The organism is Bradyrhizobium liaoningense (assembly GCF_018130785.1).
GTDB lineage: Bacteria > Pseudomonadota > Alphaproteobacteria > Rhizobiales > Xanthobacteraceae > Bradyrhizobium > Bradyrhizobium liaoningense_A.
The window spans coordinates 765,961-780,961 of record NZ_JAFCJT010000001.1; the positions used below are offsets into that span (position 1 = coordinate 765,961).

A 15,001-nucleotide genomic window follows, 5' to 3' on the forward strand; every position below is an offset into this window, starting at 1 on the left:
ATTGCCGTTTCTTGTCAGCCCCGAAGCGCGTTGCCGCTCTCATCGAAGCGATGGATGCGCGCGGGATCCGGCACCAGCGACACGCGATCTCCGGCATGCAGGCTCAACTCGCCGATGTAGCGCGCCGTCAGCATGCCGAGCGAACCGGCATCGACATAAAGGAAGGTGTCGCTGCCCAGATGCTCGGCCACCGCGATCGTGCCCGGCCAGCCGCTTCCGCCGTCCCGCTCGATCTTGAGGTGCTCCGGCCGCACGCCGATCGTGGCCGCGCCGCGTTGCAAGGCGAGTTCACCGGTCACGAAGTTCATTTTTGGCGAGCCGATGAAGCCGGCGACGAAGAGATTGGCGGGCCGCTCGTAGAGCTCCAGCGGCGAGCCGTATTGCTCGATCTTGCCGCCGTTGAGCACGACAATCTTGTCGGCCATGGTCATGGCCTCGACCTGGTCGTGGGTGACGTAGATCGCGGTGGTGCCGAGCTGCTTCTGAAGCCGCGTCACCTCGATCCGCATCTGCACGCGAAGGGCCGCGTCGAGATTCGACAACGGCTCGTCGAACAGGAACGCCTTGGGCTCGCGGACGATGGCGCGGCCAATCGCGACGCGCTGGCGCTGGCCGCCGGAGAGCTCGCGCGGCTTGCGGTCGAGATAAGGCGAGAGATTCAACGTCGCGGCTGCAGCCTCGACCTTGCGGTTGATCTCGTCCCTGGCCAGGCCCGCCATCTTCAGGCCGAAGCCGATATTGCCGCGCACGCTCATGTGTGGATAGAGCGCATAGGACTGAAACACCATCGACAGCCCGCGCTTGGCCGGCGGCGTGTCGACCACGTTCTTGCCGTCGATCAGGATCTTGCCGCCTGAGACGTCTTCGAGCCCGGCGATCAGCCGCAGCAGCGTGGTCTTGCCGCAGCCTGAGGGACCTACGAACACCACGAAAGAGCCGTCGGCGATGTCCAGGTCGGCGCCCTTGATGATGTGCACGGGGCCGAAGGATTTCTGTACGTCCTGAAGTGTGATCTGCCCCATGATCCGCCAGCCCCTTTACTTCACCGCGCCGAAGGTGAGCCCGCGCACGAGCTGCTTCTGGCTGAACCAACCGAGGACGAGAATGGGCGCGATCGCCAGCGTCGAGGCCGCCGACAGCTTTGCCCAGAACAGCCCTTCCGGGCTCGAATAGGAGGCGATGAACGTGGTGAGTGGCGCGGCGTTCGAGGTCGTCAGATTGAGCGTCCAGAAGGCCTCGTTCCAGGCCAGGATCAGATTGAGCAGCATGGTCGACGCCAGCCCCGGGATCGCCATTGGCGTCAGGACGTAGATGAGCTCGCGCCCGATGGTGGCGCCGTCCATGCGCGCGGCTTCGAGGATGTCGCGCGGGATCTCCTTGAAATAGGTGAACAGCATCCAGATCACGATCGGCAGATTGCCGAGACACAGGATGAAGACGAGGCCGATGCGGGAATCGAGCAGGCCGAAGGTCTTGAAGATGAGATAGATCGGCACCAGCACGCCGACCGGCGGCATCATCTTGGTCGAGAGCATCCAGAGCAGGATGTCCTTGGTGCGCTTGGTCGGCGAGAATGCCATCGACCAGGCTGCGGGGATCGCGATCAGCAGCGCAATCAGCGTCGAGCCGCCGGCGATGATGATCGAGTTCATCGCGTGGTGGAAATAATCGCTGCGCTCCTGCACGGTCGCGTAGTTTTCCGTGGTCCAGTGGAAGAACAGGAAGGACGGCGGAATGGCGAAGGCCTCTAACTCGGTCTTGAAGCTCGCCAGCACCATCCACAGGATCGGGAAGAAGATCAGGAAGCCGAAGAACCACGCTCCAATCGTCGATATCACCACCCGCTGCGTCGTTGCCATCCGCGCCATGCTCTCATGCCTCCAGATTGCGACCGACGATGCGGACGAGGAAGAAGGCGACGATGTTGGCGATCACGACCGCGACGAGGCCGCCTGCGGAGGCGCTGCCGACGTCGAACTGGATCAGCGCCTGCGAATAGATCAGGAAAGCGATGTTGGTGGTCTGCAGGCCCGGCCCGCCGCCGGTGGTGACGAAGATCTCGGCGAACACGGTGAGCAGGAAGATGGTCTCGATCAAAATCACCACGGTGATCGGACGCGCCAGATGCGGCAGCGTGATGTAGATGAAGGTCGAGACGGCGCTGGCGCCGTCCATCTCGGCGGCCTCCTTCTGCTCCTCGTCGAGCGATTGCAGCGCCGTGAGCAGAATGAGCGTCGCGAACGGCAGCCATTGCCAGGCGACGATCAGGATCACCGCGAATAGCGGTACGTCGTTGAACCAGTCGATCGGCGTCGCCCCGACCAGCTTGGCGAGCCAGGCGAACAGGCCGGACACCGGGTGCATCAGCAAATTCTTCCAGACCAGCGCGCTCACCGTCGGCATCACGAAGAACGGGGCGATCACCATCAGCCGCACGAAGTTGCGGCCGATCACGGGCTGGTCCATCAGCAGCGCCAGGGGAATGCCGAGCAGGATGGTCAGCGCCAGCACCGAGCCGACCAGCACCAGCGTGTTCTGGAGCGAGGCGAGAAAGGCAGGATCGGTGAGGAAGTAGCGGAAATTCTCCAGGCCGACGAACGCCTCGGAGCCAGGATCGAGCAGGCTGTAATGGAGGGTCGAGAAATAGATCGTCAGCGCCAGCGGGACGATCATCCAGACGAAGAGCAGCCCGACCGCTGGCGTCAGGAGCGAGCGCGCAAGAAACTGCGTCTGCCGGGTTGCCATCCTTGGCGTCTCCGCTGGGAGGAAGAAGGCGGCCATCCATTCGGGGCTGGCTGGTGGATGGCCGCCAGTTTGAGCTCAGGACGGAGAGCTCGGGTTCACTTGATGTAGCCGGCGCGCTTCATCTCGCGCTCGGTGGCGGACTGCGCTGCGGTCAGTGCGGCATCGACCGTCATCGATCCCGCAAGCGCGGCGGAGAATTGCTGACCGACCTGCGTGCCAATGCCCTGGAATTCGGGGATCGCGGCGTACTGAACGCCGACGTAGGGGACCGGCTTGACCGTCGGCTTGTTCGGATCAGCCGCGTCGATCGAGGCCAGCGTCAGCTTCGCGAAGGGCGCGACTTTCAGATAGTCCTCGTTCTGGTAGAGCGAGGTGCGCGTGCCCGGCGGCACGTTGGCCCAGCCCTCCTTCGACGCCACGAGTTTGGTGTAGTCCTTGCTGGTCGCCCAGGCGATGAACTTCTCGGCCGCTTCGGCCTTCTTGGAGCCGGCGGGGATAGCGAGGTTCCAGGCCCACAGCCAGTTGGCGTTCTTGCCGAGGCCGGTATTGGGCGCGAGCGCAAAGCCGACCTTGTCGGCGACCTTGGAATCCTTCGGGTTGGTCACGAAGGACGCCGCGACCGTCGCGTCGATCCACATCGCGCACTTGCCGGCGTTGAACAGCGCCAGATTCTCGTTGAAGCCGTTCGAGCTCGCGCCGGGAGGGCCGGCTTCCTTCATCAGATTGACGTAGGTCGTGAGCGTCGTCTTCCATTCCGGCGTGTTGAACTGCGGCTCCCACTTCTCGTCGAACCAGCGCGCGCCGTAGGAATTGGCCATGGCCGACAGGAACGCCATGTTCTCGCCCCAGCCGGCCTTGCCGCGGAGACAGATGCCGTAGACGCCGGCGCTCTTGTCGGTGAGCTTTTTGGCAGCATCGATGACGAAATCCCAGGTCGGCTTTTCCGGCATCTTCAGGCCGGCCTTCTCGAACAGGTCGGTGCGATACATCACCATCGAGCTCTCGCCGTAGAACGGCGCCGCATAGAGCTTGCCGTCGGCGGACACCGCATCCTTGATCTTCGGCAGCAGGTCGGCGACGTCGTAATCGGCGCCGAGATTGGCGAGCGGCACCAGCCAGCCCTTCTTGGCCCAGATCGGCACCTCGTAAGTGCCGATGGTGAGGACGTCGAACTGGCCGCCCTTGGTGGCGATGTCGGTGGTGACGCGCTGGCGCAGCACGTTCTCCTCCAGCGTCACCCATTTGACGGTGATGTCTGGATTTTTTTTGGTGAATTCGCTGGTCAGCCCCTGCATGCGGATCATGTCACCATTATTGACGGTGGCGATGGTTAGGGTCGTTTCGGCCATCGCGGGGACGGCCAGCAACAGGCAAGACGCGCCGCAGACGGCGCCGAGGACGTGTTTCACGGTGACCTCCCTAGGATCGCGCTTTTGAGCATATGCCCACGCGTTGGGCGTATGTTCAGCCGAGGACCCACGCTTGTCAAGCAGGCGCGCGGGCGTTCCCGCAACTTATGAGCGCTGCGGTGCGGGAAGAGCCGTAGGTGTTGTTTCACCCACGCTGTCATGTCCCGCGAAGGCGGGCATCCAGTACGCCGTTTCATCTGTTGGTTTGCCCAAGCAGGGCCGCGGCGTACTGGATCGTCCGCCCCAGTGCGCAATTGCGCACAAGGCGGACGATGACAGTGTTAAGTGGGGAACCACCGCCCGCCTCGCGGGCAGCTGGAAGCGTAGGCGCCCTACCGCTCCAGGATCGCCCGCGCCGTCGCCTCGTCCGTGATCAGGCCGTTGATCAGGCCTCCGTTCAGCGCCGCTGATATCGCCGCGACCTTGGCTGCGCCAACCGCAGCGCCGATCGTCGTGGTCTTCGCCGGCACTTCCGGCGGAATGCTGGTGAGGCGCTTGTTGGTGCCGGCCTTGAGCAGGCGGCCCTTGGAGTCATAGGCCCAGCCGGTGATTTCCCCGATCGCCCCCTGCCGCATCATCTCGAACAATTCGTCGCGGGTGACGAAGCCGTCGACATGGATCTGCGCCTTCTGGTCCATCTGGCCGATGCCGACGAGGCGCAAGTCCGCCTTGGCCGCAACCGCCTTCACCCTTGCGATCGGCTCGATGCGCACCATCTTGTTGCGTTCGTCTTCCGACGACATCAGGAACGGCAACGGCATCGGGTAGTGCCGCGCGCCGGTGCGGTCGGCGAGCCGACCGACAGTGTCGTAGAAGCTCGCCGAACCGTCGGCGGAGATGTTGCCGACCAGCGAGACGATCTGGTGGTTGGGCCGGTCGATCGGCGTGACGCGCTCGACGGCGGCGCGCACGGCCCTCCCCGTGCCGAGCGCGACGATGACGGGCGTTTCCGAACGCAACGTCGAATCCAGCAGATTGGCGCAGCGTTCGGCGATGCCCGCTGTGGCCTGCGGCGCGGCGGGGTCGGCCGGCACCACCTCGCAATGGCTGAGGTCGAAGCGCGCCTTCAGGCGCGCCGCCAGTTCCATGCAGGCGGCGATGGGATGCTCGAGACGGAAGGTGATGAGACGCTCGGCCAGGCACAGCGAGACCAGCCGCTGTGCGGAGGCCCGCGAGACCTGGAGCATCTTTGCGATCTCGTCCTGGGTGTGACCGGCAATGAAATAGAGCCAGCCGGCGCGCGCGGCATCGTCGAGCCTTGATTTGTCGTTCTCTACGGCCATGGCGGGCGTCAGGCGTCCTTCCAGAAATCGCTCATATGCGCGAAGACCCGATCGGCCCCAGCGCCGGACAGCATATCCTGACCGTCGCGTCCACGATAATGACTGCCACCGACAAATCCCCAGACGGTCATGCCGGCAGCCTTCGCGGCCAGCACCCCACTGACGCTGTCCTCGATCACCAGCGTGCGCGCAGGTTGCGCGCCCATCTTCTCCGCCGCGTGGAGAAAGAGATCCGGCGCGGGCTTGCCATGCGTGACCATTTGCGCCGTGTAGATCCGGTCGCCGAAATGGGGCGCGAGGCCGGCCACCCTCAGCGACAGGGCGACGCGGTCGAGATCACTCGACGAGGCCACGCAATTCGGCACGCGCAGGCCGGACAAGACAGTATCGATATCGGGAATCGGATGCAGCGCCTTCTCGAAGGCGCTCAGCACGCGCGACTTCAGCCGGAAGGGAAAATCGACCGGCACCGTCTGGCCGAGCTCACGATAATGCTGCGTGATCGCGCTCGTGCTTCGCCCGAGAAACAGCTCGAGCGCCTGCACAAGTGTCAGCGATATCCCAAATCCGGAAAGCTCGTCCGACAGGCACTGGCAGCTCAGCAGTTCGCTGTCGACGAGCACGCCGTCGCAGTCGAAGATGACGAGATCGGGTCCTGGCCGGCTTTGGTCCATCCGGCCATTCGATCATATACCCATTCTTTGAGCAATAGTTCACCCGGGGAGGACGCGTGGCGGGTTCGCCGGGGTCAATGGGCGACCTGACGATAGATCGCCGGCAGCGCCGCGGGCAATCGACGGACATTGCCGACGATGGCGTAGCCGCTGCGGCCGAACAGCGTCGGGAAGTAGGATTGCGCCGCCGCATCGACGGTCACGCCGAAGACCGCGATGCCGAGCCGGCGCGCTTCCTGCACGGCTTTCCGCGTGTCTTCGACCGCGAAGCGGCCCTCATAATGATCGACGTCGTTCGGCTTGCCGTCGGTCAGGACGAGCAGCAGCTTCTTGCGCTGCGGCTGGCGCGCCAGCTCGGCCGAGGCGTGGCGTACCGCCGCGCCGATCCGTGTGTAATAGCCAGGCTTCAGCGCGCCGATCCGGCGCTCGATCGCCCCGGTCATCGGCTCGCCGAAGGCCTTGACCGTTTCGAGCCGCACCCAGGAACGCCGGCGCGAAGTGAAGGTGAGGATGCTGTGGTGATCGCCGCAGGCCGAAAGGCCGTGCGCAAGCACCAGGAGCGCCTCCTTCTCGACATCGAGCACCCGATAGCCGTCGACCCAGGCGTCCGTCGAGAGCGAGACGTCGACGAGCAGCGTGACGGCAAGATCGTGCCCCTGCGGCCGCATCGCGATGTGGACGCGATCGAGACCGGCGCCATTGCCGCCGGCGCTGAGATCGCATCGCGCGCGCACGAGCGCGTCGAGGTCGAGGTCGTGACCATCGGCTTGCGCACGCATCAATTCGTGACGCGGTCGCAACATCTCGAAGCGGCGGCGCACCTGGCGGATGTGGCGGCGCATTGTCTCGTCGGGCGACCAGGTCTCACCTAGCACAGACGCAGCGCCCGCGAGCACGCGGCAATGATCGGGCAGATAGGAGTTGCTGCGATAATCCCATTCGGGATAGCTCAGGTCGGCGTTCAATCGCGAGGCATCGAGCGCTTCCGGCGGCAGGTCGAGATCGAATTTGAGCCGGCTCGCCGGCTTGCCGCTGCGGCGGCTGAGCGTGATCTCCTCCAGATCGTCGGCGGCCTTCTGCGCATCCTCGTCGTCGCTGTCGTCAGCCGGGCGATCGACATTGATCATCTCGGCCATCGCGAGGATCTTCTCGAAGCGATTGAGCACGAAGGGATCGCGGCGATTGGCACGGTCTTCGCGCTCACGGACGGCGAAACGCTTGCGATCGTCCGATGGCGCCGGCGCCGAAGCCGGCGCATTCTCGTCGTCACCCGCATGTGCCGGTGAAAGCTCGCGTGTCCAGCAATCGCCCCAGAGCGGGCACGGCAGGATCGAATGATAGCCCGGCGGCGCCTTGTCCGGCAGCGGCCCTGTCCCCATCATCGCCGGCCACAGCTTTCCCATTGGCGGCGTATCGGCGCCGAGCAGAGCAAGTACGATCTGCTCCATGTCCTGCTCGATGCGCGGCAATGGCCGGTGTGGCCGCGCCATGGCCGTGGCCGCGGCCAGCCGAGAGTAGTCCTCGGCGAGGCCGGGACATTCCGTCAGCACAAGCACCGCGATTTCGCTGGCCCGCCGCAGCATCAACAGATCGCGCCGCAACGGATCGGTCTCCGCGATCGCCTCAGTGGGCGCAAACGCGAACCACGCCGCGAGCCAGCGGTACAGCGTGGCGTTCAGCTCGCGGTCGGCAAAGATTGCGATGCTATCAGGCAAAAATATCGTCGCGGCATCGCGGCCCGGTTGCTCCAGGCGCTCGTCGCCGAGCCCGATGCGCTGCAGCCATCCAAGCCGGTGACCCGACCGGCGGGCACTGGCACTCGCGATCTGCACGCCCGTCTCGCCGCCGAGCGCGCGGAACATGATCGCGATCCGGCTACGAACTTCCGTCAGCGATACCGCGTGATCGGCATGGACCGGGTAGCTCGCGGCGCCGCCGACGAGACGATGCCAGGCACGGCCGACGCTTTCTTCAAGCTCGAGGAAATCGAGCATTGCATCCCCTCAGGACATCATGGCGCGTGCGACGTCGAGCAGTGCGGCCTTGACGTCTGCATCATCGGTCAACGGCTCGATCATGCCGGCGAGTACCGCATCGGCGATCGAGGCCCCGGCGGCAATCAGGGTGGCGCAATAGACGACGAGACGGGTCGAGACGCCCTCCTCCAGGTCGTGGCCCTTGAGCGCGCGTAGCCGGCCGGCCAGCAGCACCAGCGGCCTGACATAGCCGGGCGCAAGCCCGCTCTCGGCCGCGACCACGGCGATCTCCTGTTCCGGCGGCAGGAATCCGAACTCGATCGCGACGAAGCGCTGCCGCGTCGAAGGCTTCAGCGCCTTGAGCAGCGTCTGGTAGCCGGGGTTGTAGGAGACCACGAGCATGAATCTCTCCGGCGCGATCAGTTCCTCGCCGGTGCGCTCCAGCGGCAGGATGCGGCGGTCGTCGGTCAGTGGATGCAGAACGACAGTGACGTCCTTGCGCGCCTCCACGACTTCATCGAGATAGCAGATTCCGCCCTCGCGCACCGCGCGCGTCAGCGGACCGTCGGTCCATACGGTGTCGCCGCCCTTCAGCAGGTAGCGACCGGTAAGATCGGCGGCGGTGAGATCGTCGTGGCAGGCGACGGTGTGAAGCGGCAATCCCAGCCGCGCCGCCATGTGGGCGACGAAGCGCGTCTTGCCGCAGCCGGTCGGTCCCTTCAGCAGGACCGGCAGTCGATGCCGCCAGGCGTGCTCGAACAGCACGCATTCGTTGCCGCTCGGAACATAAGCCGGGAGCACGAGCGCGGGTGCCGCCAGGGCGTGAAGTGCTGCTGTCATGGTCATTCTCCGAAAATCATTCTGGAACGCGGCGGCCGCGACTTGCACGGCCGCCTTCGCATTTATTCGGCCGGTTGCAGGGCGCCGGGAATGGCCGCGTGCTGCTCACGGCCGGGCACCAGCACCGCCCAGACGAACATCAGCGCGGAGATCGCGACGAACACGCCGGAGCCGAGCCGCACCCAGTAGAAGAAGGCAAGCTGGTCCTGCACGTCCATGTAACTCTGGCCGAGCACGCGCTGGAGATGGACCTGGATCACGCCGGCAAAGGTCAGCGCGAAAGTCATGGTCATCATGGCCGTGCACATGATCCAGAAGCTGGTCATGCTGAGCCACTGGTTATAGGGCGTACGTCCCTTGATCTGCGGGATCGCATAAGCCATCACCGACAGGTTCAGCATCACATAGGCGCCGAAGAAGGCGAGATGACCGTGTGCGGCGGTGACCTGCGTGCCGTGGGTGTAGTAGTTCACCGAGGACAGCGTGTGCAGGAAGCCCCAGACGCCGGCGCCGAGGAACGCCATCACCGAGCAGCCGACCGACCACAAGAGCGCGGCGCGGTTCGGATGCTTGCGGCCGGCTTTCCAGGTCATCTGCACCGTGAAGATCACCATGGTGAAGAAGGGCGCGACCTCCAGCGTGGAGAACAGCGAGCCGATCCACTGCCAGTAACCGGGCGCGCCAATCCAGTAAAAATGGTGGCCGGTGCCGAGGATTCCGGAGAACAGCGCAAGGCCGATGATGACATAGAGCCACTTCTCGACCACCTCGCGGTCGATGCCGTTGAGCTTGATCATGAGATAGGCGAGCACGGAGGCCATGATCAGTTCCCAGACGCCTTCGACCCAGAGATGCACGACATACCACCAGTACATCTTGTCGACTGCGAGGTTCGCCGGATTGTAGAAGGCGAACAGGAAGAAGATCGCAACGCCCCACAGGCCGAACAACAGGATGTTGGTGACCGTGGTCTTGCGTCCCTTGAGCGCCGTCATCGTCACATTGAACAGGAACATCAGGCAGACGACGACGATGCCGACCTTGATGATGAAGGGCTGTTCGAGGAACTCGCGGCCCTCGTGGTAATGGAAGAGATAGCCAACCACGGCCACACCTGCTGCACCGAAGAACATCCAGAACTGGATCTTTGCCAGCAGCGGGCTGTAAAGCTCGGTCTCCGTTTCCTCGGGTAGCAGGAAGTAGGTCGCGCCCATGAAGCCGATCAGCGACCACACGATCAACGCGTTGGTGTGTATCATCCTGACGATGTTGAACGGCAGCAGCACCGACAGCGTGTTGGGCAGCACGTAGATGGTTCCGGCGAGGAGGCCAAACAGGACCTGGGCCAGGAACAGCGTCAGCGCGCCGTAGAAATACAGCATCGCGACTTTCTGGGTTTGGTATTTCATTTCGGGTTCTCTCTGTCTTGAAAGAGGCAAGTCTTGAAAGAGGCAAGTCTTGAAAGAGGCAAGGCCTTGAAAAGGAAGGCGTCAGCCGGCCTTGTTCGGCGGCCATTCCTGACGCTTGATCTTGCTGGTCCATTGTAGGAAGTCGGCGAGATCGTTGAGCTCCTGGTCGGTGAGGTTGAACTGCGGCATCTGGCGCCGGCCCTCCGCGCTCGAGGGCTGCGATTGCATCCAGGCCTTCAGCGTCTCGCGCGCACCGGCCGGATCCTCGTTGCCGCCCCAACGTTCCCAGACATTGCCGACTTCAGGGGCGAAATAGGCGCCCTCGCCCAGCAAGGTGTGGCAGTTGATGCAGGAATTCCTCTCCCACACATGCTTGCCGCGCGCGACCGACGATGTCAGCGTCGTCGCATCCGTCGAGGTCGTCGCCATATAGTAGTGGCTGTGCGCCGTCAGCCCGATGAAGATGGCGAAGAAGAAGGCCGAGCCGCCGTAGAAGACGTTTCGAGCCGCCGACTTGGTCAGGCGTTCAGCCATTGCCAGTCCTTTCCGTTGTGAGTCCAGTCGTGAGGAACAGTGATGCTGTATCTTGCCGATTGGTGCCGACAGGTCTTTGTCGGGGCGCAATGAGCGCTGCGTTGGCGGCGTCAGATCAATGCGATGACGGCGGAGGCGAGCCAGGCAAACAGCACCACGATGAGGATCCATGCGCTGACCAGGCCGCGCCAGAGCGCCGGCGCCGCCCGGAGATCCATGAAATCAAGCGCAATCCGGCGGCCCTTGAGGGCAGCGAAGGTTAGCAGCAAGGCATTGCCGGGCAGCGGCCGCGGCACCAGCTGTGGCACGAGGATGGTCGCGAGTGCGAGGCCGATCAGCGCGATCCAGGTGATGTCAAGGCGATCCGTCATCGTCACCGCATCAGATAGAGAATCGGGAACATCACGATCCAGACCAGATCGACCATGTGCCAGAAGGCGGCCCCCGTCTCGACGCCGGAGGCCTCGGCGCGGCGGCAGACCACGGCGAGAATCACGATGCCGAGGCAGACGTGCAGAAGATGGAAACCGGTCAGGAGGAAGTAGAGCGTGAAGAACGGGCTGGTCTCCAGGCCGATCCCGCGATCGATCTCTTCGGCATATTCGGCGAGCTTGATCGCGATGAAGAGTCCGCCGAGCGCCATGGCGGTGAGGAGCCACCAGCGCGAGGCCCGCTTCTCGCTGGTCCGCGCGGCCCTCGTAGCCCGGGCCGCAGCCCAGCCGCTGGTCACCAGCACGACGGTGTTGAGACCAGCGAGATTCGAATCGAGCACCGCCTGCCCCGCCGCGAACACTGCGGGGTGGACCGCGCGCGCGACCGTGAAGGCACCGAGAAACAGGCCGAAGGCGACGAGCTCGCTGAAGATCAGCACCCAGATCATGGGATCGCCGGGGAGATCTTCCAGAATTCCCCAGCCGGTTTCCTGTTGTTCGCAATCGGCGGTCGACATCTGCTTTTTCGGATCAGGACACCGGCCAGCCTTAGCTCAGTCGCCACGATCCGAGTTTGTCGCCGGACAAACTGGCGGACACCGGAGCGCGGTAAGAACCACCTCAGTGTTCCACGGAATGGCGAACAACGATGAGCGATGCGCAACTCGGGCTGATGACAGCGACCCCCATCATCATCGCCTTCGCAATCACGCTCAGGCGGATGGGGGTGCTGTCGACGGTGGCAACGGTATCGGCGGTGGGCCTCTCCGTCGCGATCGCGGCGGTGCTATTCACGACGCAGTCACCGCTGCCGTAGGGTGGGCAAAGCGAAGCGTGCCCACCACCTGTCATGATCATGGAAAGATGGTGGGCACGGCGCGTTGCGCCTTTGCCCACCCTACGGGACCTACCGTCGCTGATTGTACACGTCGATGCACACCGCCCCGAGCAGCACCAGGCCCTTGATGACCTGCTGATAGTCGATGCCGATGCCGAGGATGGACATACCGTTGTTCATCACGCCCATGATCATGGCGCCGACCACGGCACCGCCGACGCGACCCACCCCACCATAGGCCGAGGCGCCGCCGATGAAGCAGGCGGCGATGACGTCGAGTTCGAAGCCGAGGCCCGCTTTCGGCGTCGCGGTGTTGAGGCGCGCGGCAAAGACGAGGCCGGCCAGCGCGGCGAGCACGCCCATGTTGACGAAGGTGAGGAAGGTCAGCCGCTCGGTCTTGATGCCCGACAATTTTGCTGCTTTCGCATTGCCGCCGACCGCATAGATATGCCGCCCGATCACTGTGCGACGCGTCACGAAGCCGTAAAGTGCGATCAAGACGCTCATGATCACCAGCACGTTCGGCAGGCCGCGATAGGTCGCGATCAGATAGGTGAAATAGAGCACCGCACAGGCCAGCACGACGCTCTTGCCGAGGAAGAACGCGTAGGGTTCGACCTCGATGCCATGCGACTGCTCGCGCGTGCGGCTTTTGGCGCTGGCATAGACCAGCCCCAGAGCCAGCACGGCACCGATCAGCATCGAGGTCGGATGCAGCGTACCGGCTTCGGGCAGGAGCTCCGGGATGAAGCCCGACGACAATTTCTGGAAAGTCGGTGGGAACGGGCCGAGCGACTGGCCCTGCAGCACCGCGAGCGCAAGTCCCTTGAACACCAGCATGCCCGCCAGCGTGACGATGAAGGACGGAATGCCGAAATAGGCCACCCAATAGCCCTGCGCCGCACCGATCGCAGCGCCCAACAGCAGGCAGGCGATGAAGGCGAGCGTGTAGTCGACCTTGTACGTCACCATCAGCACGGCGGCGACCGCACCGACGAAGCCCGCGACCGAGCCGACCGAGAGATCGATATGCCCGGTGACGATCACGAGCAGCATGCCGAGCGCCATGATGACGATGTAGCTGTTCTGCAGCACCAGATTGGTCAGGTTGAGCGGCTGGAGCAGCGTGCCCCCGGTCATGACCTGGAAGAACAGCATGATCGCGATCAGCGACATCAGCATGCCGTAGTTGCGCAGATTATTCTTGATGAAGCTGCCGTGCCGGCGCTCCTCGGGCAGCGAAACCGTCTTGTCGGTCATGGCTGCAATCCTCCCATCTCCGCGGCCTCAGGCACGCCGTTTCCATTGCTTCGTTCGTTGCGCATGATGGCGCGCATGATCTTCTCCTGCGTCGCCTCTGCGCCCTTGAATTCCCCGACGAAGGCGCCGTCGTTCATGACGCAGATGCGATCGCAGATACCAAGCAGCTCGGGCATCTCCGAGGAGATCACCACGACGCCGCGGCCGGCCTCCGCAAGCTCGTTGATGATACAGTAAATTTCGTATTTGGCACCGACGTCGATGCCCCTTGTCGGCTCGTCCAGGATCAGCACCTTGGGGTCGGTCATCAACCATTTTGACAACACCACCTTCTGCTGGTTGCCGCCGGAGAGCTGGCCGGTCTCCTGGTAGACGTCGGAGCAGCGGATGCGCATCCGGTTGCGGTAATCGCTGGCGACCTTCAGCTCGGCGATGTCGTCGATCACCCGGCCGGGTGCGACCTGGTCGAGGCTGGCGAGTGTGATGTTCTTGCGGACGTCGTCGGCGAGGATCAAGCCGAGCTGCTTGCGGTCCTCGGTGACATAGGCAAGGCCGGCGTCGATCGCGGCCGCGACGCTCGGCAGCACGATCTCCCTGCCCTCCAGCCGGATCCGGCCGCTGATAGTGGTGCCCCAGGAGCGGCCGAACAGGCTCATGGCAAACTCGGTGCGGCCGGCGCCCATCAGCCCGGCAATGCCGACGACCTCGCCGCGCTTCACGCCGAAATTGACGTTCTTGATCACCTGCCGCTCGGGATGAATGGGGTGATAGACCGACCAGTTCTCGACGGTGAGGACAGGCTCGCCGATCTTCGCGTTGCGCTCGGGAAAGCGATGGGCGAGATCGCGATTGACCATGCTGCGGATGATGCGATCTTCCTGGATCGGCTCGCTGCGGCAGTCAATGCCATCGACGGTGCGGCCGTCGCGCAGCACGGTGATGTGGTCGGCGACCTTGGCCACCTCGTTAAGCTTGTGCGAGATCAGGATCGAGCCGATCCCCTGCTCGCGGAAGGCCATGAGGCGTTCGAGCAGCGCGGCGCTGTCGGCCTCGTTCAGGCTCGCGGTCGGCTCGTCCAGGATCAGCATCCGCACGCGCTTGGACAGCGCCTTCGCGATCTCGACTAGCTGCTGCTTGCCGACGCCGAGGTCGGTGATCAGCGTATCCGGTGATTCCTTCAGCCCGACCTGCGCCAGGAGCTCGCGCGTGCGCCGATACACCTCGTCGCGATCGATCACGCCGAGTTTCGACGGCGGATGCGACAGGAAGATGTTCTCGGCGATCGACATCAGCGGGATCAGCGCCAGCTCCTGGTGGATGATGATGATGCCGAGCGCCTCGGAATCGTTGATGTCGCGGAAGCGGCGCTCCTCGCCCTCGAAGACGATGGTGCCCTCGTAGCTGCCGGCCGGGTAGACGCCGCTGAGCACTTTCATCAGCGTCGACTTGCCGGCACCGTTCTCGCCGACAAGCGCGTGGATCTGCCCGGCCTCGACCGAGAAGTTCACGTCACGCAGCGCCTGCACGCCTGAAAAGCTCTTGCTGACGTTGCGCATCTCCAGCATGGCGGTCATGATTTCACGTCCCTCGATCGCTGCTAGT

Annotated in this window: 15 protein-coding genes; 1 reads left to right on the forward strand and 14 read right to left on the reverse strand. The window is 64.1% G+C overall.

The annotated features are described in order from the left end of the window. Positions 1–14: 14 nt before the first annotated feature. The 12 genes from JQ627_RS03340 to JQ627_RS03395 all read right to left on the reverse strand — a co-directional run bounded on the left by JQ627_RS03340 (position 15) and on the right by JQ627_RS03395 (position 11,819). Positions 15–1,022, reverse strand: coding sequence for an ABC transporter ATP-binding protein (locus JQ627_RS03340; protein ID WP_212482715.1), 1,008 nt, complete (start codon positions 1,020–1,022; stop codon positions 15–17). Between the two features lie 15 nt (positions 1,023–1,037). After that, the gene (locus JQ627_RS03345) at positions 1,038–1,868 is read right to left on the reverse strand and encodes a carbohydrate ABC transporter permease (protein WP_212482716.1); all 831 of its coding nucleotides are present in this window, start codon (positions 1,866–1,868) and stop codon (positions 1,038–1,040) included. Between the two features lie 4 nt (positions 1,869–1,872). Continuing rightward, positions 1,873–2,745 (reverse strand): carbohydrate ABC transporter permease, encoded by an 873-nt coding sequence (locus JQ627_RS03350; protein ID WP_212482717.1) that lies wholly within the window; start codon positions 2,743–2,745, stop codon positions 1,873–1,875. A gap of 95 nt (positions 2,746–2,840) precedes the next feature. After that, positions 2,841–4,154: a sugar ABC transporter substrate-binding protein gene (locus JQ627_RS03355; protein WP_212482718.1), complete on the reverse strand. Its 1,314-nt coding sequence runs from the start codon at positions 4,152–4,154 to the stop codon at positions 2,841–2,843. A 332-nt stretch (positions 4,155–4,486) separates the two neighbouring features. Next, complete coding sequence (locus JQ627_RS03360; RefSeq protein WP_212482719.1) at positions 4,487–5,437, reverse strand: sugar-binding transcriptional regulator; 951 nt, start codon at positions 5,435–5,437, stop codon at positions 4,487–4,489. A gap of 8 nt (positions 5,438–5,445) precedes the next feature. After that, complete coding sequence (locus tag JQ627_RS03365; RefSeq protein ID WP_212482720.1) at positions 5,446–6,111, reverse strand: HAD family hydrolase; 666 nt, start codon at positions 6,109–6,111, stop codon at positions 5,446–5,448. Between the two features lie 74 nt (positions 6,112–6,185). After that, positions 6,186–8,105, reverse strand: a complete 1,920-nt coding sequence (locus JQ627_RS03370; protein WP_212482721.1) for a nitric oxide reductase activation protein NorD — start codon at positions 8,103–8,105, stop codon at positions 6,186–6,188. A gap of 9 nt (positions 8,106–8,114) precedes the next feature. After that, positions 8,115–8,927 (reverse strand): CbbQ/NirQ/NorQ/GpvN family protein, encoded by an 813-nt coding sequence (locus JQ627_RS03375; protein WP_212482722.1) that lies wholly within the window; start codon positions 8,925–8,927, stop codon positions 8,115–8,117. Between the two features lie 62 nt (positions 8,928–8,989). Continuing rightward, positions 8,990–10,336 carry a cbb3-type cytochrome c oxidase subunit I gene (locus JQ627_RS03380; RefSeq protein WP_212482723.1) on the reverse strand — a complete coding sequence of 449 codons (1,347 nt, stop codon included), beginning with the start codon at positions 10,334–10,336 and terminating at the stop codon, positions 8,990–8,992. Between the two features lie 81 nt (positions 10,337–10,417). Next, complete coding sequence (locus tag JQ627_RS03385; protein ID WP_212482724.1) at positions 10,418–10,870, reverse strand: cytochrome c; 453 nt, start codon at positions 10,868–10,870, stop codon at positions 10,418–10,420. Positions 10,871–10,980: 110 nt separating this feature from the next. Then, entirely contained in the window at positions 10,981–11,241 is a 261-nt protein-coding gene (locus JQ627_RS03390) for a cytochrome C oxidase subunit IV family protein (protein ID WP_212482725.1), read from the reverse strand. A gap of 2 nt (positions 11,242–11,243) precedes the next feature. Next, complete coding sequence (locus JQ627_RS03395) at positions 11,244–11,819, reverse strand: cytochrome c oxidase subunit 3 family protein (protein ID WP_212482726.1); 576 nt, start codon at positions 11,817–11,819, stop codon at positions 11,244–11,246. A 131-nt stretch (positions 11,820–11,950) separates the two neighbouring features. Here JQ627_RS03395 and JQ627_RS03400 point away from each other — a divergent pair, with 131 nt between their 5' ends. Next, a complete protein-coding gene (locus JQ627_RS03400) occupies positions 11,951–12,118 on the forward strand; it encodes a hypothetical protein (protein WP_212482727.1) in 168 nt (55 codons plus the stop codon). A 90-nt stretch (positions 12,119–12,208) separates the two neighbouring features. On the opposite strand, the gene mmsB is transcribed toward JQ627_RS03400, so the two are convergent. Further along, positions 12,209–13,399: a multiple monosaccharide ABC transporter permease gene (gene mmsB, locus JQ627_RS03405; RefSeq protein WP_212482728.1), complete on the reverse strand. Its 1,191-nt coding sequence runs from the start codon at positions 13,397–13,399 to the stop codon at positions 12,209–12,211. Beyond that, a complete protein-coding gene (mmsA, locus tag JQ627_RS03410; protein ID WP_212482729.1) occupies positions 13,396–14,973 on the reverse strand; it encodes a multiple monosaccharide ABC transporter ATP-binding protein in 1,578 nt (525 codons plus the stop codon). Before mmsA ends, mmsB begins: the two co-directional genes overlap by 4 nt. Positions 14,974–15,001 lie beyond the last annotated feature (28 nt).

Excerpts from the sequence above, each read along its gene's own strand:
- JQ627_RS03400 (WP_212482727.1), top strand. The coding sequence starts at position 11,951 with ATGAGCGATGCGCAACTCGGGCTGATGACAGCGACCCCCATCATCATC.
- JQ627_RS03375 (WP_212482722.1), bottom strand. The coding sequence starts at position 8,927 with ATGACAGCAGCACTTCACGCCCTGGCGGCACCCGCGCTCGTGCTCCCG.
- JQ627_RS03385 (WP_212482724.1), bottom strand. The coding sequence starts at position 10,870 with ATGGCTGAACGCCTGACCAAGTCGGCGGCTCGAAACGTCTTCTACGGC.
- JQ627_RS03350 (WP_212482717.1), bottom strand. The coding sequence starts at position 2,745 with ATGGCAACCCGGCAGACGCAGTTTCTTGCGCGCTCGCTCCTGACGCCA.
- JQ627_RS03390 (WP_212482725.1), bottom strand. The coding sequence starts at position 11,241 with ATGACGGATCGCCTTGACATCACCTGGATCGCGCTGATCGGCCTCGCA.
- JQ627_RS03360 (WP_212482719.1), bottom strand. The coding sequence starts at position 5,437 with ATGGCCGTAGAGAACGACAAATCAAGGCTCGACGATGCCGCGCGCGCC.
- mmsB (WP_212482728.1), bottom strand. The coding sequence starts at position 13,399 with ATGACCGACAAGACGGTTTCGCTGCCCGAGGAGCGCCGGCACGGCAGC.
- JQ627_RS03395 (WP_212482726.1), bottom strand. The coding sequence starts at position 11,819 with ATGTCGACCGCCGATTGCGAACAACAGGAAACCGGCTGGGGAATTCTG.
- JQ627_RS03370 (WP_212482721.1), bottom strand. The coding sequence starts at position 8,105 with ATGCTCGATTTCCTCGAGCTTGAAGAAAGCGTCGGCCGTGCCTGGCAT.
- JQ627_RS03345 (WP_212482716.1), bottom strand. The coding sequence starts at position 1,868 with ATGGCGCGGATGGCAACGACGCAGCGGGTGGTGATATCGACGATTGGA.
- JQ627_RS03365 (WP_212482720.1), bottom strand. The coding sequence starts at position 6,111 with ATGGACCAAAGCCGGCCAGGACCCGATCTCGTCATCTTCGACTGCGAC.
- JQ627_RS03340 (WP_212482715.1), bottom strand. The coding sequence starts at position 1,022 with ATGGGGCAGATCACACTTCAGGACGTACAGAAATCCTTCGGCCCCGTG.
- mmsA (WP_212482729.1), bottom strand. The coding sequence starts at position 14,973 with ATGACCGCCATGCTGGAGATGCGCAACGTCAGCAAGAGCTTTTCAGGC.
- JQ627_RS03380 (WP_212482723.1), bottom strand. The coding sequence starts at position 10,336 with ATGAAATACCAAACCCAGAAAGTCGCGATGCTGTATTTCTACGGCGCG.